Below are 21,811 nucleotides of genomic sequence, written 5' to 3' on the forward strand. Positions count from 1 at the left end.
AGCCCGAGGCACGAAGTCTTATACGTAATTATGTATGTAATGACAAGTTCGAGGAGTCGATATGGCAGCAGTTACTGCAGCATTGATCAAGCAGGTGCGCGACGACACCGGCGCAGGCATGATGGACGTCAAGAAGGCGCTCACCGAAGCCGATGGCGACGTGGCTCGCGCCAAGGAAATCATCAGAGCCAAGGGCATTCAGGCAGCCGGCAAGCGTGAGGGACGAAGCGCACAAGAGGGCACTATTGCGTCACGTGTGGTTGACACGGTCAACGGTCAGGTGGGTTACGCCGTCGAGCTTAATTCCGAGACCGACTTCGTTGCGAAGACACCCAAGTTCGTAGCATTCGCGGATCAGGTCCTTGACGAAGCCATAGCCGCGGAAGCATCCACTGCCGATGAGGTGCTTGCGGCGAAGTCCGGCGACAGCACCGTCAAGGAAAGCGTCGAAGAAGCGGCGGCGTTGTTCGGTGAACATGTCAAGGTCGGCCAGGTAGCGAAGATTCAGGGTGATAAGGTCGAGATCTACGCACATAAGAAGTCCGCAGAGATGCCGCCGAGCATTGTGGCGATCATCGCCACGGACGAGGCCGGGGCAAAAGTGGCTCATGAGGCAGCCCTTCAGGTTTCCGCAATGGGAGCCAAATGGCTTTCCCGCGAAGACGTTCCGGCGGATGTGGTCGAGTCCGAGCGTCGTGTGGCCACGGAGAAGTCGCAGGCCGAAGGCAAGCCGGAAACAATCATTCCGAAAATTGTGGAAGGGCGCATGAACTCGTTCTATAAGGAAAACGTCCTTCTTGAGCAGTCCTATGTGAAGGATGAATCGAAGTCGATCGCCGATCTGTTCGATGAGGTCGGCGGAAAACTCACGGCGTTCGCGCGTCTGGAAGTAGGCAAGGGGTCGGAAGACTGATCCAAGATTTGGATATTCTCATCGAAGTCAGGAAACCGCGGTTTCACCACAAGGTGTTCCGCGGTTTCCTGTTTTCGAAGCGGAAAACCTTATCAACGTATGTTGTGTCGCTGAGAAACGGTATCCTTGATACGCAGTATGCCGGAATTTGACGAAAGGCGCCTGATGGTTGAAGATGGTTCGGAGAACAGACACAGAAGAGTATTGCTCAAGCTTTCAGGGGAGGCCTTCGGCGGCGGTGAGGTTGGCATCGACACCTCGGTTGTGCGTCGGGTCGCCAAAGAGATACATGAGGCCGTGCAACAGGGGGTTCAGGTGGCCATAGTCGTTGGAGGCGGCAACTTCTTCCGAGGTGCCGAACTCCAACAGGCGGGAATCGAGCGTTCCAGAGGCGATTACATGGGAATGCTCGGCACGGTGATGAACTGCCTGGCCCTGCAGGACTTTTTGGAACAGGAAGGTCAGGCAACGCGTGTGCAAACCGCCATAACCATGGGTCAGGTCGCCGAACCCTATATCCCGCTGAAGGCCATACGACACTTGGAAAAGGGTCGAGTGGTCATATTTGGTGCCGGAGCAGGAATGCCTTATTTCTCGACCGATACCGTTTCCATTCAACGCGCTCTTGAAATACATTGCGACGCCGTGCTCATGGGCAAGAACGGCGTGGACGGGGTATATACGGCGGATCCGCGCAGGGATGCCGATGCAAAACTCTTCACCACACTCAGCTACAAGCGTGCCCTGGTCGATAATCTGGCAGTGATGGATGCCGCCGCATTGTCAATGGCACGCGACAACGATGCGCTCATACGGGTCTTCGGGCTGGAAGGAGAAGGCAACGTCACACGGGCGCTTGTTGGCGAGGAAATCGGAACTTTGGTCTTCAATGGAGAGACCGAGCTTTCGAGCGATTGATCGATCTGAGGCACATTCGTGTGACCTTCGTCGCACTAATGAATATAAGACATATACGAAACAAAATATTTGCGCACGAACGCAAAGGAACAAGGAGTACTCATGGCGGATGTCATCAGTCAAGCAAAAGCACAAATGGAAAAATCGGTGGAGTCGACCAAGGAGAACTTTTCAGGCATCCGGACCGGTCGAGCAAACCCTGCACTTTTGAATGGATTGACGGTGGATTACTACGGAGTTCCCACACCGATAAAGTCGATGGCTTCCATAGGTGTGCCTGAGCCGCGTACGTTGTCTATCACGCCGTTCGACGCCTCTCAGGCTGGCGCTGTGGAAAAGGCGGTCCGTGATTCCGACCTCGGCGTCAGTCCACGCCGAGACGGCAATGTCATCCATGTCACCATGCCTGAACTCACCGAGGATCGTCGCAAAGAATATGTCAAACTTGCCAAGACCAAGGCGGAGGACGGGAAAGTGGCCGTACGCAACATCCGTCGCAAGGCCAAGGAGTCCATCGACAAGTCTGTCAAGGATGGTGAGTTCGGTGAAGACGAAGGTGACCGTCTACTGAAAGAACTCGATACGGTGACCAAGCAGGTGAGCGAGAACATCGACACCTTGCTTGAATCCAAGCAGAAAGAGATCATGGAAGTCTGAGCCTTGTGCTGATATTCACGCAGAGGCAGGAGTGATTTTATGCAGACAAACGATTCCGGCACTTCCCAGAGGAAAAGCGGTTCGACAATTAGCGACATCAACCGCAAAACGGGCCGTAATATGCCGCAGGCCATTGCCACAGCGGTGGTGCTGATAGCTTTGCTTGTGGCCGTAATGCTCATTCGCATAGATTTGTTGATGTGGGTCATCGTGGTGTTCATGCTATTGGCCCTGTGGGAGCTAAGAGTCGATTTCGCAGTGATCGACCTGCATATACCCGTGGTTGCGCTATGGTTGTGTTGCGCAGCAACTCTCATCGCGACCTTCTACGCCCCAATGCATGTTACCACCTCGTCACTGTGCATTGCCGTCTCGGTGGTCATCGTTGCTATCGCAGCAACCCATCGACATGGCATGAACGTGTTCCTATCCAGACAAGTGGCAGGGAAGGACAAGCAGGAACGGACGAAGAACGGTCAAGAATCAAGCCCGGGAGGCAACACCTGCGCACCTTGCGAATCCGACGGCAAAGGCACTGCGTCGTCATTAGTTCGCGACTCCTCGGTCATGCGCAACGTCGCTGTATCGGTTTTTGTGGTGCTGTACATAGCGGCTTTCGCTTCATGCATCATCCTTCCATTAACGTTCGGTCGACACCCTGTCGCTCACGCAATCATGGTGATCTTCCTTCCCGCTCTCAGTGATACGGGCGGCTTGCTCGTCGGTGCGTGGCTTGGAAAGCACAAACTGTCCCCACGGATCTCGCCAAAAAAATCATACGAAGGTCTTGCCGGATCGATGGTGTTCGCAGCTGTTGGTGCTCTCGTCGTATTTCTGGTGACGTACCGCCAATACTGGTCTGATCTGTGGTGGGTGCCAATCGTGATTGGCATGGTCGTTGGCTTCGTCGGCACTTTCGGTGATTTGTGCGCTTCCATGATCAAGCGTGACATCGGAATCAAAGACATGGGCCACCTGCTCAAAGGCCATGGCGGGGTCATGGACCGTGTGGATTCGATATTACTGTGCGCACCGTTCTTCACGCTGATTCTTTGGCTCTTGGGATTGTAAAAACACTGACGGTACGTCGAGCCCGTCTTGAACGATTAATGATTGGATTTTGATGTCTTCTTCTGATGCTTATGCCCATTCGCAGAATCTGGGATCTGTAGGAAAAGGACGAGATGGGGGCCTGACGAAACGACGAACCACCCAGGACCACGAACCCGAAAGCGGAATCACCCCCGGCGGTTCCGACGGTGCTTTCAGAGATGTCTTATCGAAGGATCATGCCAGAAGAGGCAAGCCACCGCTTCATTTCGCGGATATGGATTCGCAGGAGCGTCTCGACAAGACTGAAGAAATCGGCCTGCCTAAGTACCGAGTAAGACAGTTGGCAAATCACTATTTCCAGCACCACGATGCCGATGTCTCCGGCTTTTCGGATTTTCCCGTCTCTGCGCGGGAACAAGCCCAGGAGATCTTTTTCCCGCAGCTCATCCACGAAGTAACCAGGCAGGTGGCCGACGGTGGTGCCACGGTTAAGACGCTCTGGCAGTTGTTCGACGGCGCACGGATCGAATCCGTGCTCATGCGCTATCCCAACCGAGCTACGTTATGCATTTCCAGCCAAGTAGGTTGCGGCATGGGCTGCCCCTTTTGCGCCACTGGAAAACTGGGACTCACAAGGAACATGTCAGCAGGTGAAATCGTGGAACAGGTAAGGGTGGCGGCCGATGCTCTGGAACGCGGCGAAATCGCTGGAGGTCCCGGCAGGCTCAGCAATGTGGTGTTCATGGGAATGGGGGAGCCCATGGGCAACTATAAGGCGGTCATGAAGGCAGTACGTGAGATTTCTTCGATGCCGCCTGAAGGCTTTGGCATTTCCGCGCGTAACATAACGGTCTCCACAGTAGGTGTGGTCCCTGGAATCAAAAAACTGACGAACGAGGGCATTCCGGTTCGTTTGGCGGTTTCCCTGCATGCGCCAAGTGACAAACTTCGAGACGAACTCGTTCCGATGAATCGTAGGTTCAATACAACGCAGGTGCTTGATGCCGCGCACGATTATTATGTTGCCAGCAAGCGTCGCGTTAGCATCGAATACGCGTTGATGCGAGGAATCAACGACCAGGCCGAACATGCGACGCTTTTGGCAAAGCGCCTGAACCATTACGGCGATGACTGGGCGCACGTCAATCCCATTCCACTTAACCCGATTGAGGGATCTCGCTGGACAGCTTCCAAGCCTGAGGACGAGCGACGTTTTCTCGATATCCTCCACAGCCACGGCATCACCGCCACCTTGCGGGACACGCGTGGTTCGGACATCGATGGGGCCTGCGGACAGCTTGCCGCCAAGAACGTCCTTCCTTCCTAAGCTTTCCAAGCGATATAGGACTGCTGGCGTCATTGCTTCCTCTTCATTGCACAATCGGTGGACGGTAGTCACGGCTGACTTTACACGGATGCTACGTGCGTGAAATGGGGAGGACGGAGAACCGCATCGTCATTTGCGGGCTATTGACCGGCTCCGGCTCCCGATGAAGTCCTTGTATGGCGCGGCGGAAATCGTACGCATCGTGGGACGAGGATACAACGAAAAGCGACGTGCCTGTATCGTTGATGTCAATGTTGTCATAGTATTTCGCAACGATACGGAGGGGTGGATGGATAGCTGCAGCGTCAAACATTTACAATGGGGCGGAACATGGCCTTCGTACGCACAATTCCATGACCTCGCGATGCAGGGGTACCGGTTCATACCCGTCGTCAGGCGTCTGCTGGCGGATTCGCTGACACCGGTTGGGCTGTATGCCCGTCTGTCCAAAGAACGAACAGGCACGTTCCTTTTGGAATCCGCAGAATACGGAGAAAGCTGGAGTCGGTATAGTTTTATCGGGGTCAATTCGATTGCGCAGCTCCGCTCGCGAGACGGTCAAGCTTGTTGGATGGGCAAAGTGCCGGTAGGTATACCTTTGACCGGCGATGTCATCAGCGTGACGGACCGAACACTGCATGTATTGAAATCGCCTCGCGTTCACGGGCTGCCGAACCTGACAGGCGGGTTGGTGGGAACCATCGGTTGGGACGCTCTGAGGCACTGGGAACCTGCGGTTTCATCAGCGTCCCGGATCGAAACCGACCAGCCTGAACTGGCTCTGGCGCTTTCCACCGATCTTGCGGTCATGGACCATGTGAACGGATCCGTTTGGCTTATTGCCAACGCTGTTAATTTTGATGACCGACCTTCCAGGGAGCGGACTGCGTACGAGGATGCCTTGACCAGATTGGATGACATGCAACTCAAGGCGTCCCGTCCAGTGCAGGGGGAATCGAAGGTAAACGTGCTTGACCCTGATGCCAGGCTACCTGACGTTCGTTTCCGCACGGATAGGGACGACTACCTTGCGGCAGTGGAGCAGGCAAAACGTCACATTGTTGATGGCGATGTGTTTCAGGTTGTGCTTTCACAGCGAATCGAAGCGGATTGCCGATGTGACCCGTTCGACGTATACCGGGTTCTCAGAACGCTGAATCCAAGTCCTTATATGTATTTCATAACGTTGACGGATCAGGAGGAACGGCCTTTCAATATCGTGGGTTCCAGCCCGGAGACGCTGATCGAGGTGAACGACGGGAAAGCCTTGACTTACCCGATTGCTGGTTCTCGGCCACGTGGTAGGAGCGAAGAAGAAGATGAACGACTGGCGAAGGAACTTCTTGCGGACCCGAAGGAACTCAGCGAACATACCATGCTGGTCGATCTCTCGCGCAACGATCTGAGCCGCGTCTGCAAACCAGACAGCGTAGGCGTGCTCTCTCTTATGGAGATTCGTAGGTTCAGTCATATCATGCACTTATGCTCGACGGTCACAGGAACCGTAAGAGCGGATATGACCGCCCTCGATGTGTTCAAGGCAGCCTTTCCCGCTGGGACGCTTTCCGGTGCCCCTAAAACCAGAGCCGTTCAGATTATCAATGCCTTGGAGCCGATTGACCGGGGCATCTATGGGGGAACGGTGGGGTATTTCGATTTTGCCGGGAATATGGACATGGCCATCGCCATCCGAACTGCTTTCATTCAAGATCACGTCGCATATGTTCAGTCCGGAGCCGGTATTGTGCTCGATTCGATTCCTGAATCCGAATGGGAGGAAACCCGCAACAAGGCTGCCGCAAGCATCGAGGCGGTGCGCATCGCCTCACAATTGAGGACAATGTGACCTCGGAGCCACCCTGCCTTCCAAAAGGCCGACGGCTTCATCTTATGGCATACACCGAGCGTGAACTCAGCGATTGCGTGATCAGGTCCGGTACCATTCATGAGAGCGATCCTCGAAATGTAATCTCAATATATGGCTAGCTATCCATATTATAAGATATCCTAGAGGCTTGGGGATGCCGCCACATTATGCTTTCTGCTATGAAGGAGGCAAAGATGTCAGTACTCGACGAATTGGTCGCCGGCGCATCCGAGGATGCACGACGGCGTGAGCAAAGCGTGCCATTGCATACCCTGCAGCGCATGGCAGATACAGCAGCTGCCGCGATCGACTGTTCCGGATGGCTTCGCCAGGACGACGGCATTCCGGTCATCGCAGAAATCAAACGAGCATCACCATCGAAAGGGATGCTAGGAGACATACCCGATCCCGCGAAGTTGGCCATGGAATATGAATCCGGCGGAGCACGAGTAATTTCGGTTTTGACCGAGGAGCGTAGATTCAAGGGATCGCTTGAGGATTTCGATCGAGTACGTTCGGCTGTACATATCCCCTTGCTGCGCAAGGATTTCATTACGACCGACTACCAGGTATGGGAGTCGCGAGCGCATGGCGCTGACATGGTGCTGCTGATCGTCGCCGCCTTGGATGACAACAGCCTTCATCATCTTCTTGAGTTGACGCAGCGGCTGGGCATGACGGCCTTGGTTGAAACCCATACACGTGAGGAAATTGACCGGGCCTTGGAAGCAGGCGCCATGGTTATCGGCATTAATGCCAGGAATCTCAAGGATTTGAAAGTGGATGTCGGGGTCTACCGCGACCTTGCGGACCATCTACCCAACGGCATTGTGAAAGTGGCCGAGTCTGGTGTATTCGGAAATGTGGAACTCGAGCGTTATGCACGTGCGGGAGCCGATGCCGTGCTGGTGGGCGAAGGCGTGGCAACGGCTGAAGATCATTCATTGGCAGTGAACAATCTCGTCGCTGCCGGAGCAAGAGTCAAGGCATCACAAAGCAAGCCGCTAAGTGAACATCAGGGCCCTTATTTCGGAAGATTCGGAGGCCGTTATGTTCCTGAGGCACTTATCGGCGCATTGGATGAGTTGACGGACGTATATGGTGAAGCCAAAAACGACTCCGCTTTCCAAAACGAATTGACGACATTGGGTCGTCAGTACGTGGGACGTCCCTCACCTTTGACGGAAGCACCACGTTTTGCGGAACGCCTGAACACACAGACGGGCCTCAATTCCCGGGTGTTCTTGAAACGTGAGGATCTGAACCATACGGGAGCTCACAAAATCAACAACGCACTTGGACAGGCGCTCCTCGTCAAACGTATGGGCAAGCACCGCGTCATTGCGGAGACCGGAGCTGGGCAACACGGCGTGGCCACCGCGACGGTGTGCGCTAAGTTCGGTTTTCAGTGCCGTATCTACATGGGGCAAATCGATGCACGAAGGCAGGCGCTGAACGTCGCTCGTATGCGCATGCTCGGAGCTGAGGTCGTAGAGGTAACGGAAGGCACTAGAATACTCAAGGACGCCATCAACGAAGCGCTCCGTGACTGGGTGACCAATGTGGAGGACACCCATTATATGCTGGGTACGGCAGCTGGTCCACATCCATTCCCTACGATGGTGAGGGACTTCCAGAAGGTCATCGGTGAAGAGACCCGCCGCCAACTCAGTGAAGAGTTCTCCATCGATCACCCTGATGCCATATGCGCTTGCGTAGGAGGGGGATCAAACGCCATAGGAATCATGAACACGTTCCTTGATGACGAACGGGTCAATCTCTATGGATTCGAAGCTGGTGGTCACGGACCAGTTTCCGGTGAGCATGCCATACGGCTCACTCCGGGAACAGGAGAAATAGGTCTTTTCCAAGGTACAAAATCCTATTTGCTGCAAAACGAAGAAGGACAGACCCTGGACACCTATTCAGTGTCCGCCGGGCTCGACTACGCCTCAGTCGGACCTGAACACGCTTGGCTCAAGGAAATAGGGCGTGTGCATTACGGATATGCGACCGACGACGAAGCGATGGAAGCGTTCAGAGATCTGTGCGAAACGGAGGGAATCATTCCGGCTCTCGAATCCGCACACGCCGTTGCAGGGGCGTACAAGGCGGCAGCCGATTTGAAATCACGAGGATACGTCTCACCTAATATCATCATCAACATCTCCGGACGCGGGGACAAGGACGTGGTGACGGCCGGTAAATGGTTCGGTTACCTGACACCTGAACAAATAGGTGCTTTGGATGCCGGTGCAACGGACCATGCGACGATGCCCGAAGGCACGAATCATTCATGAAGGAAGAACGAGGAACAATGAAGAATCCACAAGATACGGCACATATCGCCTTCGTGCATGAACAGGACGCTGACGCTTCCGTTGGCCCGAACAACAATGGCGGTGACACCTATGGAATTCAAAACCCTTCGATACCGGAACAGCCGCTGGGCTTTTCCAAACGCCCCAGCATCAGTGCTGGAAGAATCGACCGGTGTCTGTCCTCAGGGAGGCCGGCCTTCATAGGATATTTGCCTTTCGGTTTTCCCACCTGCGCCGACTCCGTAAAAGCATGCGAGACCCTGGTAAGGCATGGAGCCGATTTCGTCGAGATAGGCCTGCCTTATACGGACCCCGTCATGGACGGGCCGGTGATTCAGACGGCGTGTCGCATAGCCTTACAAAAGGGAGAGCATATAGCCGATGTGTTCAGAGCAGTGCAGGCAGTGGCTGACGCTGGTGGAGTCCCTCTTATTATGGGCTATTGGAATCTTGTGTTCCACTATGGTGTCGATCGATTCGCATCCGATTTGGCGAACGCCGGCGGTGCGGGCATGGTGACCCCCGACCTCGTACCGGATGAGGCGGGAGACTGGTATGAAGCTTCGCAACGTTACGGTCTTGATCGTATCTTCCTGGTCTCACCGGATTCAAGCGAGCAACGGCTGAAATGCGTCGCACGAAACCACCGTGGCTTTGTATATGCGACCTCGCGCATGGGTGTTACGGGGGAAAGGGATACGCTCGATTCCGCTCCAGAACATCTTGTCAAACGTATGCATGCCGCCGGAGCCAAGCGTGTATGTGTGGGGATCGGAGTCTCCAATGCCGCTCAAGCCCAACAGGTCGGATCCTTTGCCGATGGCGTCATCGTCGGTTCGGCACTGGTGCACACCTTACTGGATGATTCAGGCTCCAACGCCTTGCCTACGGGCGAAGGCCTCGACGCATTGGCTGGCAAGACGGAGGAACTGGCAGATGCGGTGGCGCATTCGCGCATATGACCCAGCGCCGTCCTTTGCGGTCATATGTTCGCAAGACACCAAAACCATGTGAATGCTGAAACGGCTCGATTCGTTGACTGGGTTCATTCCACGCTCCAGCTGTAGGACTATCATATCCAATATGATTTTGGCTTATATTCCGTCACCGCCGATATCGAAGTTCAACATCGGGCCTGTCACGATTCGTTTCTACGCCATCTGCATCCTTATGGGCATCGTCGTCGCGATGTGGCTTACCAACGTACGTTGGAGGCGTTACGGCGGCAATTTCGACCAGATACTTGATATCGCGCTATGCGCCGTGCCCGCTGGCATCGTGGGTGCGAGGTTGTACCACGTCGTCACTACGCCCGAACGCTACTTCGGGTCACATGGCGATTGGGTGGATATTTTCAAAATATGGAACGGTGGTTTGGGAATCTGGGGTGCCGTGTTCTTCGGCGGTCTTTGCGCTTGGGCTTGGTGCAGACATAAACACTATCCCACAGCATTGCTCGCCGATGCCTTGGCACCGGCTCTGCTGGTCGCCCAAGCCATAGGCCGTCTGGGTAATTGGTTCAATCAGGAGCTATATGGAGCTCCGACGACCCTGCCCTGGGGGCTGAGATTGAATTCTCAGGGCGATGCCATAGGCGACGCCGAACGCTGCTACGACGGTCTGACATGCCCCACGGGTACGCTGTTTCATCCGACGTTCCTATATGAACTGATTTGGAATGCAATCGGGGCCCTGATCATCGTCTGGATCGGACACAAGGCGATGAAAATACTGAAAGCCGGATCGCTGTTCACCATATACATCATGTGGTATACGGCAGGCCGTACGTGGATAGAGATGCTGCGCATCGATTTCGCACACGAGTTCCTCGGCGTACGAATCAACGTCTGGGTCTCCATGTGCGTATTCGTCGCCGGTGTGATGGTCTTCATCGCCGTTCAACACTGGGGGAGCCCTACAAGCGTCCTTGCTGAACGACTTCGCACCCTCACTGAAGCCGAAGAAATGAGACAAAAGGATCAAAACAGACAGGTTTGATCGAGACCGCCCCCCGCCGTCACCGTGAAGTACTGACGACGGTCCTCGTTCACCACTTGTTCATAGGCCGGCGGACCGTCTATCCCACATTGACCATGCTCGTCACTCAAGGCCATACGACTCGTCTGTGTTATTGAATATGATGAGTCATATGAAGATTGAAATAGCACCAAGCATCCTTTCCGCCGATTTCTGCAACCTGGAACGCGACCTCAAAGCCATCGACCATGCCGACTTGGTTCACGTCGATGTCATGGACCATCATTTCGTTCCTAATCTGACGATCGGTGAGCCCGTGGTACAACGCATCTGCGAGGTGACCGACCTGCCGGTGGACGTTCATCTCATGATTGAAGATCCCGACCGGTGGGCACCTGAATATGCAAAGCTGGGAGCGGCATCGGTAAGCTTCCACATGGGCGCGACACATGCTCCGGTGCGACTCGCCCGTCAACTTCACGCGATGGGTTGTAAGGCATGCTTCGCAGTTCGTCCGGCTGAAGCAGTCGAGCCGATTTTCGACATCCTTTCCGAGTTCGACATGATCCTCGTCATGACGGTCGAGCCGGGATTTGGAGGGCAAAAGTTCCTTGACAACCAGATGGCCAAAGTTCGTCGGCTTCGTGATGAGATAACGAAGCAAGGACTTGATACCAAGATTCAGGTCGATGGTGGGGTCAGTCCCGCCACCGCTCACATCGTCGCTGAGGCGGGTGCCGATGTGTTAGTTGCCGGTTCAGCCGTCTACGGTGCCAAAGACCGCGCCAAGGCGATCGACGACATACGCGCCAAGGCTGAGGATGCCTACCGCGATTGATGTCACCAATGTCGATCGACGTTGGTGATTACAGGACCATGCACATAGGTTATGGACGGAATCGCATAGATGACATCGCGACACCCAGGACCACAAAATACTAGCAGAGATATAGCGGACAATGAAATTACCTACGAAAGCCAACCAGTACAGCCCGGAACCTAGGGACATCTATCTGACGGTACCAAATCTGATTAGTCTACTTCGCATCATTTCAATACCGTTCATCGCATATCTCACTTCTCAACACAAGATGTTGCAGGCGCTGCTCGTACTCGCCGTTTCATCCGCATCAGACAGTCTTGATGGCATGATCGCAAGGAAATTCAATCAGGTCAGCAAAATCGGGCAGATTCTTGACCCCATAGCGGACAGACTTCTTATTCTATGTAGCATTCTCGCGCTTGGGTTGGCGGACATCATTCCCTGGTGGATGCTCATCATCGTAGGATTACGCGATCTTGTTCTTCTGATTCTCGTTCTCATCTTGGCGCAGCATGATTACGGGCCATTGCCAGTCAATTTCGTCGGTAAGGCAGGTACGGCGTTGCTGATGATCGCCATTGCGGCACTCATATTCGCGGACCTTTGGCACAACTGCTTCACCGGCCTTATTCATCTGCTGGGATTGTCCGCTGGAATTTGGGGGGTGGCACTCTACTGGGTCGCTGGCTATATCTACATCCGGCAAGGCTATGAACTCATTCACAAGGATGGCAGGCCGTGAGCGCGTCGCGCGTCCGTCCGCCGTCATTTGCACCATCGAATGACGACAAGCCAATCCAACACCGGGCCGTGTTCTCGACCTCGGCAAAGAACCTGACCTCCTATTACGCGGGATCACTCGATGACGGACCGGCTCCTATGTTGAGCCAACGGAGAAGAAACATCGATGAAGGACTGCATCTCATTGATGACCTGACAAATCGCTCGTTAGATCCGATGTTTTCCGATTCCCAACTTGTCTCCCATCAACGTTCCGCTGCCGTGGTTTGGTTCAATAGAATCGTTGTCTTCATCATATGTTTGGCAGTGGGGTTTTGCGGAACACTCATGGTCAAGCAACTCAACACCGATCCGCGTAAGGCCGTCCGCAGCAGTCTGATCAATGAGTTGCAGCAGCAGAATTCTGTTCTGTCCAAGAACACCGCTGAGGTCGGTGACCTCCATGCGAAGATCTCAAAACAATCCGAAAATGTCTCGCATGACGAAACCAACCCGGTCTTTACTCAGGATGAGATGAGCAACAGCACAATCGCCGTCTCGGGGCCCGGCATCACCCTGACGATCGCTGACCCACTCTCAACGGGATCCCAGAATTCCCTCGCGATCCCATCCGAACCTACAACGACGAGGGTACGAGTGGTAACGGACGCTGACCTGCAGGCATTCGTTTGCCTGCTGTGGCACTCCGGTGCGGAGGCTATAGCCATCAATGATCATCGCGTCGGCGTCAGTACCTCCGTACGCACAGCCGGTTCCGTCATTCTTGTCGGTGTCGACCAGGTCTCGAGCCCCTATGTCATCAAGGCAATTGGAGATTCCAAAACCTTGGCGAACAGTGTGAATGGCAAAGCGCAACCGAAACTGTATGCATCGCTAGAGAACGCAGGAATCCATCCGCAAATCAAAAGGGAAAGATCGCTTGGTCTCGCCGCGGCGACAACAAACGAATTGACCTACGCACGAAGGAGGAAGTGATGGCGGCAGTATTAGGACTACTTATAGGTCTCATTCTTGGGGCCTTCGTCAAACCCGATATCCCCATTGTCTTGCAGCCGTATCTGCCGATTATGGTCGTTGCCGCATTGGACGCGCTCCTTGGTGCGGCACGGGCTTATTTCGAGCGTTCGTTCTCCGACAAGGTATTCGTCATTTCATTCGTCTCGAACGTGCTCACCGCAACGCTTTTGGTACTGCTTGGCAACCAACTCGGCGTTGGATCTCAGCTACAGACGGCCGTCATCGTCGTTCTTGGCATCAGGATATTTTCCAACGTGTCCGCCATACGTCGTTTCCTCTTCAGAGGCTGAGCCATGGGTAACAAGGAAACAAACGAAAAGACGCCGATCGATAGGAACATCCACACCCAATATGACGAAGAAAACGACAATATCGAGACCGGTGCCTTCCCTGTGATCCGAAGGCGGGTACATAAGCTGGGTGTGTCTAAATCAGGCCGGCCGCTGACCCATGCACTGATTGTGCTATTGTGCGCATTACTCAGTTTCGGTTATGTGATTCAGCTTAATAACAAAACGTCAACCTACGAGACGATGAGCGAGGAGGAACTCACCAGGCTGATCGGCGAAACTAGCACTCAGGTGCAGAATCTGGAACGAAGGAAGAGTGAATTGACCAGCCAACTCAATTCGCTGCAGCTTTCCGCCGATAAACAGAAGGAAGCGGAAAGGATCGCCTCACAAAACGCCCAAACCAGTGGCCTGCTTTCCGGAAGACTACCTGCTGAAGGCAAAGGAGTCGTCATCACCGTAGACAGAGGCTCGAAAGCTCCTGTCGATGCCGCAACTATGTTCCAGTTACTTGAAGAGCTGCGCAACGCCGGAGTGGAGGTTATGTCGCTCAACGGTGTGCGTGTGGTCACTTCCACGTACCTAGCTGATGCCAAGGGCGGCCTTGAGTGTGATGGCAAGATCTTGAAGCCTCCTTATACGGTCAAGGCCATAGGCGACCAGCAGAACCTCCAAAACGCAGTGAACATCGCCGGGGGAGTAGGTTCAAGGCTCAAAGTGAAATTCGGTTCGAGCGTTACGGTCGACGCCTCTGACAACGTCGAAATAAACGAGACAAGCAGCCCTCGGCAATTTAGGTACGCCCAGACAGTAGAATGAGGATATGACTATTCCTATACCGAGTGCAGGTGAGACGACGATCATCGGCATGCCTGCCGTAAACATTCAGATAACGAATACCGGAGAGCGGCCGTTGACCCAGGATGACTTGGACACCATAACCCAACTCAATCCAGGTTCCGCGTTGCTTATAGCGACCAGGGGAGAGGTGTCGGGCTCCCGTTTTCTGCTGGATGAGGACGAGGTGAGCGTCGGAAGGGACAATTCCGCCGACATACTTCTCGATGATGCCACCGTTTCACGTCATCACGCCACTTTCAAGCGTACTGGCGGAACATATGAAGTCATCGATGCCGGCAGCCTTAACGGAACGTATGTCAACAGGCAGAGGGTCGACAGCGCGATATTGAACAGCGGGGATGAGCTTATGATAGGCAAGTTCCGTCTGGTGTTCTTCTCGAGCGCATCACTCGCACGCTGACACATCTGCAGGAAATCGGAGTTCTTATGATGATTCCCAGCGTTTCTGACGGCACACAAGCCATACAGGGTGAACTGTTTGCGAACGATGGCGATGATGTGTCCACCGTAGGGTATCGAGGAACGGTGGCTTCCAAGGTGGCGGGAATCACATATCGTCAGCTTGACTATTGGGCGAGGAAACAGATATTGGCACCATCTGTTAAGCCTTCACACGGATCGGGTTCCCGACGCCTGTATTCGTTCAAGGACATTGTCATTCTAGCCGTTTCAAAACGATTGCTCGACATGGGAGTGAACCTGCAAAACGTGACCGGTGCAATGGACTACCTGTTGCACAAACCGGTTACGAACCTTGAGCATATGACTATCATCTGCGATGGCGTCAACGTCAGAGAGTGTGCAGACGGTGCGGAGTTATTGGATATCATACAAGATGGAACGCCTGTTTTCGGCATTTCCGTCGCTGCGCAATGGCATCGCGTCGAACAGGAACTGACACAGGAAAAAGCGGAGGATGTCGCTCTTGACAACGAGAACAACATAGGTGGCCCCTTGGAGGATCTGGCTGCGAACAGGCTTCGACAAAAACTTCAGATGCAACATGACCAAAGACGAGAAAAGGACGAGTGAACTTCGAAGATGATAGGTGTGATGATGGCTGTTTTTTGGATTATGGCGGTGGTATTAGGTCTGGTCGTTTGCGCTCGTTGCCTGAAGGACGGAGAATTCATCGAAGCCCAGCGGTCGAGGAAGCATGACGTGAAGCCGTTGCGTTGGTCGCTTATGGTGCTTCAGCCCATTTCTCTAGTGATTGGCATGATTCCCTACGCCATGTATAAGTTTGCACGATCTGGCCTTTCGGCCGCAGCTGCTCGTTTTTTCGTGAAAACGGCGATTCCGTCTGCCGTGATTCTCCTGCTTGTCATCATAGCGGAACTAGTGCTGATGTACCTTCAGGCCAATAGATCATACACTGACATGGCAAGGAAAAGCTCCGACATGCATGATGTGTGAACCAATAGGACGCTCAGCTGCCGAGTAGCAAGTGAAGAAACCGGACTATGCGAATGTCAGTTGGATAACATCGGTATAGCTTGCGATCATCATGACAACCATGATTCGATTGGAGGAGTACTTGAATTATGAGAAGATGCAATCCAACAGCATAATCTGACATAACGTACATTATCGGCTTTTTGCCCGTTATGTAACACACCCAATAAGATGACTCGCGATTCTTCCACAATCAAATGGAGTCGAAAACTTCGACGCCATACAACATCAGCACTCTAATAAAAAACACAGAGCTGCTTAACGCTGTAAAACAGCTATATCATTTTTCAAATCCGCAACGCACGATGGCACGGAACCTTTTCAAATAACGGATGCTGCGCCTCACTCGTAGTCCGGGAACCAACCTTCACGGTGCATCTTCAGTCTCTTCTCCAGCAACTCCTTGAGTTCGGACTCGCTACGACGTTCCATGACCATATCCCAATGCGTTCTAACCGGCTTATGAATCTCGTCGTCCTCTTGGGATACATCTTCACGCTTGGCCACCTCACCGCAACGGCATTCCCATTCCTCAGGAGCTTCAGCACCCTCCGCGAAAGGAAGAATCGTTCGATGCCCCTTGGGACAGATATACGTCACATCGCTTCGATCCGCGAAATCCACATTCTCATCGGATTCCAAGGACTTGGCTCCAATACTCATACCGCGAAGACTTCGCTCGGCCATGCTACCTCCATGTTATTGTACATTTACCCGTTCAAACAACCATGCTATAAAACAACTTATGTGTGTCTTTTATTCCATGTCAATCCAAACCAGAATAAGCCACGATTCCACGGTTGACAAGCTTAGCAGACCTCCGTGCCGAATCAAAGAGTCCTGGATGGCTTTCTTCGTAATAAGGCCGCGCAGCGGACAACTGCTGCAGCAAATCGGCAAGGCGCTTCGCATTACGCACGAAATCACCTCCGGTCAGTTCGCTGGACCGCAGGACCTGGGCCAACGTGCCTCCGTCAGCCCAATCGTAGATGACGTCAACAAGCCCGAAATCCATTTCACTAAGCGCCTCCATATCCTCGTCCTCTCGGCGTGATTGCACATCGTCGAAGACTTCCCTAACGCCCATACACGAGGCGAACACACCTCCGCCCTTGCCACCTGGATATCTCCGAGGTTCCTCGGTCTCCCCACGCCTGGCCTCATACACAAAAGCCGAAAGTACGGAAGCCAGCTGCAATGGGTTCAAATCGTCCAGAATACCGGATTCGATGCATTCCGCCAGAATCAAATCGTAGTCGCTGTAAATATGACGAAGCAGCTGCCCCTTACGAGTAAGCCCATAGGAACGTCGCCGCTCATGTCCACTTCGATCCATGATCGATAAGTAACCAAGGTCTTCCAGGATGGCGCATATACTATCGAATTCCCTGGCAACGGAACCTGTTCGCGCATCCAGACGGTGTGTAAGCTGTCTCAACGCTTTGCCATCGCGTAACCATCGATTGCCCCATTTGACATGGTCCTTCAGATCCGGACACTCACGACAAGGATGATTGGTCTCTATTTGTTTAAAAACCGAGATGCGCTCATCAAGATCATTCAGTTCCCGCTCTCGTTGCGCCTTCGAACCATAGGTTTTCTGTTTGATCCTTCTTCTTCCATTTTTCTGCAAATCGCTGAGTTCCGCACGGTTTTCCATGAAGTCCTTGAAATTACCATAAGTACAAGTGAAAGCTGCCTCGTAACTCTTCAAAGCCTTCTGCAACACATGGGCTCGCTGTTGTAGTTCACCCACAGAATGATTCGCTTCCCATTGGGCGAAGGAATGCTCCAGTGTTTCCCGCGAAGTTCCATAATCACTGGAATTCAACAGATTCACGGCCATGTTGAATGTCGGCTTGAATTGGGAGTGTAATGGGTACACACGCTTGCTTGAGAGCGCAGCCAACGTCATAGGCACAAAACCACGGTGGTCGACGACGACAGCATGACCTATGCTATCGATGCCTCGACGGCCTGCACGTCCGGTAAGCTGAGTGTACTCCCCCGGAGTCAGCGATACATGCTCAGTGCCATTGAATTTTTCGAGCTTCTCCACCACAACACAGCGTGCAGGCATATTGATGCCAAGTGCAAGCGTTTCAGTGGCGAATACGACTTTGACCAATCCTTCTTCGAAAAGACGCTCGACTATCTGACGAAACAGTGCCACCATACCGGCATGATGCGGAGCAAATCCCTCTTCCAAAGCATATCGGAAACTTTCAAAACCGAGAGCCTTCAGATCGTCATGGCTGAACTGCCCATAAACCATTTCATCAACGATCGAACGGATGCGAATCGCTTCATCCTGCGTGGTCAGCTCCAACCCAGCCTCAAGGCACTGCTGCACCGCCTGATCGCAACCGTTTCTGGAAAAGATGAAATAGATTCCCGGCAATTGACCAAGATAATCAAGCTCGTCTACCACCGCCCAGCGTCGAGGGAAGTAGCGCTGAGACTCACTGCGCCTGCCATGTGCATTCCGCCGCTTCCGGCGCGATGGTGCTGTTGCGCGCTCCGCTTTCCTATCCAATTGGTCAAGTCGACTGATAAGACCAGTATTGAGTTTCGACGTCTGTTTGCCTGCAGTATCATACTCGTATAAATCAATGAGTTCAGGTTCATGGCTGCCGTCGGATTGAAGCATGACATGCTGTTCCAAAGGAACGGGGCGCCGCTCGGAGACGACGAGTCTGGTTCTGCCCCTCACCGATTCCATCCAATTGCAGAAGTCCTCCACATTGGAAACCGTCGCGGAGAGACCAATGACCTTGGCCTCCGGTGGCAAGTGTATGATTACCTCCTCCCACACCGGCCCTCTAAATGGATCGGCGAGGTAATGCACTTCATCAAGAATGACATACTTGAGACCACGAAGTGTCTGAGAATGCTCATAGAGCATGTTCCGCAGGACCTCGGTGGTCATGACGACGATGTCCGCCTCCGAATTGATCGAATTGTCGCCGGTGAGCAGTCCGACATTGCCGTAACCATAACGTTCCACCAAATCATGGTACTTCTGATTGCTCAACGCTTTGACCGGCGTCGTATAGAAGGCTTTGACATTGTTACACCGCGCCAAATAAACGGCGAAATCAGCGACTACGGTCTTACCGGCACCGGTGGGTGCCGCCACAAGCACATTGTTCCCGGCCTCAAGAGCCTCATCTGCCTCAATCTGAAACTGATCCAAGTCAAAAGGCAGCGTCTGTGCAAAGCGCGCAGCCTCGGTCCTAGCGTATGCACTTCTTCTCTTGAAAGCCGCATATCGCCGTGCAGGTGATGAATCAGCCATTCCATCTCCGCCACGTACGCTCGTGATGCGCCCTTCGCTTCAGTCTACGCTCCACGACCTTCGTTTGAGCCTCGCTGTACGCTCTCGCAGCTACACTCAACGATCCGGTAAAAATGGGATCCCTAGGTTCAGCAGTTTCGACATTTTCTGCACTCATCAGATGCTCCGTTCCAACTGAAAGCGCAGATGCGGTCTTCGAAACGTCTTTACCTGCATTGATCGCATGCACAATGGCATATGCCACGCCAAGTATGAGAACCGCCACGGCGAGCAACGCCAACACGACCCATAGCCACCATCTCATGGCATCCCCCTCTAGTGCGCTTCGACGCTTAATTCGCGCTTCGCCCGTGCTATCACCATGGAACGCAACGTTTGGGGCGCCACCGCCTTGATATGGCGAGCATGTGCTATGCAAAAAGCAACGAACCAAGAATCCGAGGAGACCAAAAGATGTACTTTCTCTCCGTTACCGAACGGTTCAACCTTGGCCCCTGAAAGCGCCTTTACAAATGACAATCCGGGCTTATCGGTAATGAACAAGGTTTCAGTACCGTTGTCAAGACTCCACTGGCGAAGTTCGCCAACCGGCGCCTGCGGCACATCAATCCGCTTCGTAGGTTTGACTATGCTGGCGTCCTCAATGCGCGAGAGCCTCAAAACCTGCCAAATCCGCGGCTTACCGGTGGCTTTGTTTATAGTCGTGTCCTTGGAGACGAATTCCTTCTCTTCCTCGGGTGCCACGGCTTCCACATCCGTCCAAAGCGCGGCATAATAAACGCCTTCATCCACAAATATCTTCCTGGGCGCCACCAATTTACGGCGCACTCTCCCGGCTCCATCCGTATATTCCATATCAAGCAAGGCTTTGGTGTCGATTGCACGCTTGACTATGGTGAAACTCTTCGGCTCGACCTCGTAGCCGGTCAAGCTCAGCCACGGTGTCTCACCAGGCTTGACATGTTCTTTCAGCTGCAGATAAAGCGATTCGGCCTGCTCCCTTTGCTGGACGGGCAGCAGGGATGAATGCGCCAAATAGCTCACTGAAGCCGTAAGCATGCTCAAATACTGCTGAGAGATGCCGGCAAGCCGTTCCAATCCCAAGGAATTCGTCGCTGAGACAATGCCTTCTTCGTCAAGCAAAGACCAATCAATGTCAAAGAATTGACTACCGGCTATCTCCCCATCATCCGAAACAGTGGTCAACGTGTTGATGTCCTTGCGGATAACGGCGATGGATTTCTTTAATTCGTCATCGCCGGCAGCTTTACCTACGAAACGGGTGGCCAATTCCTCCAGAGAGTATTCCTCGCCGAGATGCGCCGACAGGAAAAGCATGAGCCTGAGCCTGCGATCCACTTCACTTCCGGTCTGAAAAGCAGTACCACCTCGGGTATACGACGAAACATCGTTCTTTGCGGTTTTATCATCGCTAGAAGAAACGACCTCGGTGCTTTCCTCGGACGGTTTCAAGACGAACTTGGCATTGGCCAGTTCAATCTCAGTCGCCGCCTTAAAACGCCGATTGAGTGCGTCAACCGCCTCCTGAGGCGAGACAACCGCAGCACCAGGGTGTTCCAGAACGAACATCGCCAAATCATCGGAGTCGGTATACGCCACGTTGAGGTGTTCGCCGGCTACATCGACGGTCGCCGCGAAACGTCGAGAATCAATGACCTTCACCAAGGTTTCGGGAATCGGCTGAGTACCCAGCCCCGGAGCAATGGAATCCAAACCCAAACCTGGAGTCGGGGGCTGCGGCACTCGCGGCTCAGTTCGTGAAACATGGCTTTCCTCAGGCTTTGACGAAGCCGAAGATACAGACATCGAACGTGCCAGGTAATTCGCCGCCGCGAGAACAGGCAGATCTTCCTGTTTGAAACGCAAACGCACCCTTGGCTCATCACCCAATTGCAACCTGTATGAGGCGAAATCCTGCCCTTCGGATTTCGAAGAATACTCGGGTTGCCGCGATTCGATGGCAATTCCCATCGCAGCAAGTTTCGCGCGATCCCTTTGGAACTGCTTTGCAAATGCAGCTTTGGCGGCTTGATCGACAAGTTCTCCATATGAATCCGCATATGCCTTTACTCGTTGCGCAATCTGCCGGGAAGTCAACCATTGGGGAAATGCTGAAGAGAGCACTGCCAACACATCGAGCTCATGCTTACCCCATTTATCGGAAAACCGCCGCCTTCCGTTGCTTCCTTCTGCCATCAGTCCTCACGTATCGTTAATGTCGCTACTAGTGTGTACTTTCAAGTTCACACGTATTCTATATTAGATGCTTTTT

Annotated in this window: 21 protein-coding genes; 17 read left to right on the forward strand and 4 right to left on the reverse strand. The window is 53.4% G+C overall.

What is annotated here, in order from left to right:
• Nucleotides 1-61: 61 nt before the first annotated feature.
• From tsf to BBOMB_RS02135, 17 genes are all read left to right on the forward strand, one after another.
• Entirely contained in the window at nt 62-913 is an 852-nt protein-coding gene (tsf, locus tag BBOMB_RS02055; protein WP_044086619.1) for a translation elongation factor Ts, read from the forward strand.
• Nucleotides 914-1,078: 165 nt separating this feature from the next.
• Nucleotides 1,079-1,831, forward strand: coding sequence for a UMP kinase (pyrH, locus tag BBOMB_RS02060; protein WP_044086620.1), 753 nt, complete (start codon nt 1,079-1,081; stop codon nt 1,829-1,831).
• Between the two features lie 102 nt (nt 1,832-1,933).
• Entirely contained in the window at nt 1,934-2,488 is a 555-nt protein-coding gene (frr, locus tag BBOMB_RS02065) for a ribosome recycling factor (RefSeq protein WP_044086621.1), read from the forward strand.
• Between the two features lie 39 nt (nt 2,489-2,527).
• On the forward strand, nt 2,528-3,559 hold the full coding sequence (locus tag BBOMB_RS02070; RefSeq protein WP_044086622.1) for a phosphatidate cytidylyltransferase: 1,032 nt from the start codon (nt 2,528-2,530) through the stop codon (nt 3,557-3,559).
• Between the two features lie 52 nt (nt 3,560-3,611).
• Entirely contained in the window at nt 3,612-4,868 is a 1,257-nt protein-coding gene (gene rlmN, locus BBOMB_RS02075) for a dual-specificity RNA methyltransferase RlmN (protein WP_081867234.1), read from the forward strand.
• A gap of 289 nt (nt 4,869-5,157) precedes the next feature.
• Nucleotides 5,158-6,714: an anthranilate synthase component I gene (gene trpE, locus BBOMB_RS02080; protein ID WP_044086915.1), complete on the forward strand. Its 1,557-nt coding sequence runs from the start codon at nt 5,158-5,160 to the stop codon at nt 6,712-6,714.
• A 215-nt stretch (nt 6,715-6,929) separates the two neighbouring features.
• Complete coding sequence (trpB, locus tag BBOMB_RS02085) at nt 6,930-9,035, forward strand: tryptophan synthase subunit beta (protein WP_044086623.1); 2,106 nt, start codon at nt 6,930-6,932, stop codon at nt 9,033-9,035.
• A 17-nt stretch (nt 9,036-9,052) separates the two neighbouring features.
• Complete coding sequence (trpA, locus tag BBOMB_RS02090) at nt 9,053-10,018, forward strand: tryptophan synthase subunit alpha (protein WP_081867235.1); 966 nt, start codon at nt 9,053-9,055, stop codon at nt 10,016-10,018.
• A gap of 121 nt (nt 10,019-10,139) precedes the next feature.
• A complete protein-coding gene (lgt, locus tag BBOMB_RS02095) occupies nt 10,140-11,054 on the forward strand; it encodes a prolipoprotein diacylglyceryl transferase (RefSeq protein WP_044086624.1) in 915 nt (304 codons plus the stop codon).
• Nucleotides 11,055-11,196: 142 nt separating this feature from the next.
• Nucleotides 11,197-11,871 carry a ribulose-phosphate 3-epimerase gene (rpe, locus tag BBOMB_RS02100; RefSeq protein ID WP_193786673.1) on the forward strand — a complete coding sequence of 225 codons (675 nt, stop codon included), beginning with the start codon at nt 11,197-11,199 and terminating at the stop codon, nt 11,869-11,871.
• A gap of 121 nt (nt 11,872-11,992) precedes the next feature.
• Complete coding sequence (locus BBOMB_RS02105) at nt 11,993-12,598, forward strand: CDP-alcohol phosphatidyltransferase family protein (protein ID WP_044086626.1); 606 nt, start codon at nt 11,993-11,995, stop codon at nt 12,596-12,598.
• The gene (locus BBOMB_RS02110) at nt 12,595-13,572 is read left to right on the forward strand and encodes a DUF881 domain-containing protein (protein WP_044086627.1); all 978 of its coding nucleotides are present in this window, start codon (nt 12,595-12,597) and stop codon (nt 13,570-13,572) included. Before BBOMB_RS02105 ends, BBOMB_RS02110 begins: the two co-directional genes overlap by 4 nt.
• Nucleotides 13,572-13,904, forward strand: coding sequence for a small basic family protein (locus BBOMB_RS02115; RefSeq protein WP_044086628.1), 333 nt, complete (start codon nt 13,572-13,574; stop codon nt 13,902-13,904). The genes BBOMB_RS02110 and BBOMB_RS02115 overlap by 1 nt, the downstream gene beginning before the upstream one ends.
• A gap of 3 nt (nt 13,905-13,907) precedes the next feature.
• Complete coding sequence (locus BBOMB_RS02120) at nt 13,908-14,723, forward strand: DUF881 domain-containing protein (protein WP_044086629.1); 816 nt, start codon at nt 13,908-13,910, stop codon at nt 14,721-14,723.
• A 4-nt stretch (nt 14,724-14,727) separates the two neighbouring features.
• A complete protein-coding gene (locus tag BBOMB_RS02125) occupies nt 14,728-15,165 on the forward strand; it encodes an FHA domain-containing protein (protein ID WP_044086630.1) in 438 nt (145 codons plus the stop codon).
• Nucleotides 15,166-15,191: 26 nt separating this feature from the next.
• On the forward strand, nt 15,192-15,797 hold the full coding sequence (locus BBOMB_RS02130) for a MerR family transcriptional regulator (RefSeq protein WP_044086631.1): 606 nt from the start codon (nt 15,192-15,194) through the stop codon (nt 15,795-15,797).
• A gap of 24 nt (nt 15,798-15,821) precedes the next feature.
• Nucleotides 15,822-16,181, forward strand: a complete 360-nt coding sequence (locus tag BBOMB_RS02135) for a hypothetical protein (protein ID WP_152570096.1) — start codon at nt 15,822-15,824, stop codon at nt 16,179-16,181.
• Between the two features lie 381 nt (nt 16,182-16,562).
• Here BBOMB_RS02135 and BBOMB_RS02140 read toward each other — a convergent pair whose 3' ends face one another.
• The 4 genes from BBOMB_RS02140 to BBOMB_RS02155 form a co-directional block, all read right to left on the reverse strand.
• On the reverse strand, nt 16,563-16,907 hold the full coding sequence (locus BBOMB_RS02140; RefSeq protein ID WP_044086634.1) for an RNA polymerase-binding protein RbpA: 345 nt from the start codon (nt 16,905-16,907) through the stop codon (nt 16,563-16,565).
• Nucleotides 16,908-16,986: 79 nt separating this feature from the next.
• Nucleotides 16,987-19,518: a DEAD/DEAH box helicase gene (locus tag BBOMB_RS02145; protein WP_044086635.1), complete on the reverse strand. Its 2,532-nt coding sequence runs from the start codon at nt 19,516-19,518 to the stop codon at nt 16,987-16,989.
• Nucleotides 19,511-19,822 carry a hypothetical protein gene (locus BBOMB_RS02150; protein WP_044086636.1) on the reverse strand — a complete coding sequence of 104 codons (312 nt, stop codon included), beginning with the start codon at nt 19,820-19,822 and terminating at the stop codon, nt 19,511-19,513. Before BBOMB_RS02150 ends, BBOMB_RS02145 begins: the two co-directional genes overlap by 8 nt.
• 11 nt (nt 19,823-19,833) lie before the next feature.
• Nucleotides 19,834-21,735 (reverse strand): helix-turn-helix transcriptional regulator, encoded by a 1,902-nt coding sequence (locus tag BBOMB_RS02155; RefSeq protein ID WP_044086637.1) that lies wholly within the window; start codon nt 21,733-21,735, stop codon nt 19,834-19,836.
• Nucleotides 21,736-21,811: the final 76 nt, after the last annotated feature.

The sequence above is a fragment of the Bifidobacterium bombi DSM 19703 genome, assembly GCF_000737845.1.
Taxonomy (GTDB): Bacteria; Actinomycetota; Actinomycetes; order Actinomycetales; family Bifidobacteriaceae; genus Bifidobacterium; species Bifidobacterium bombi.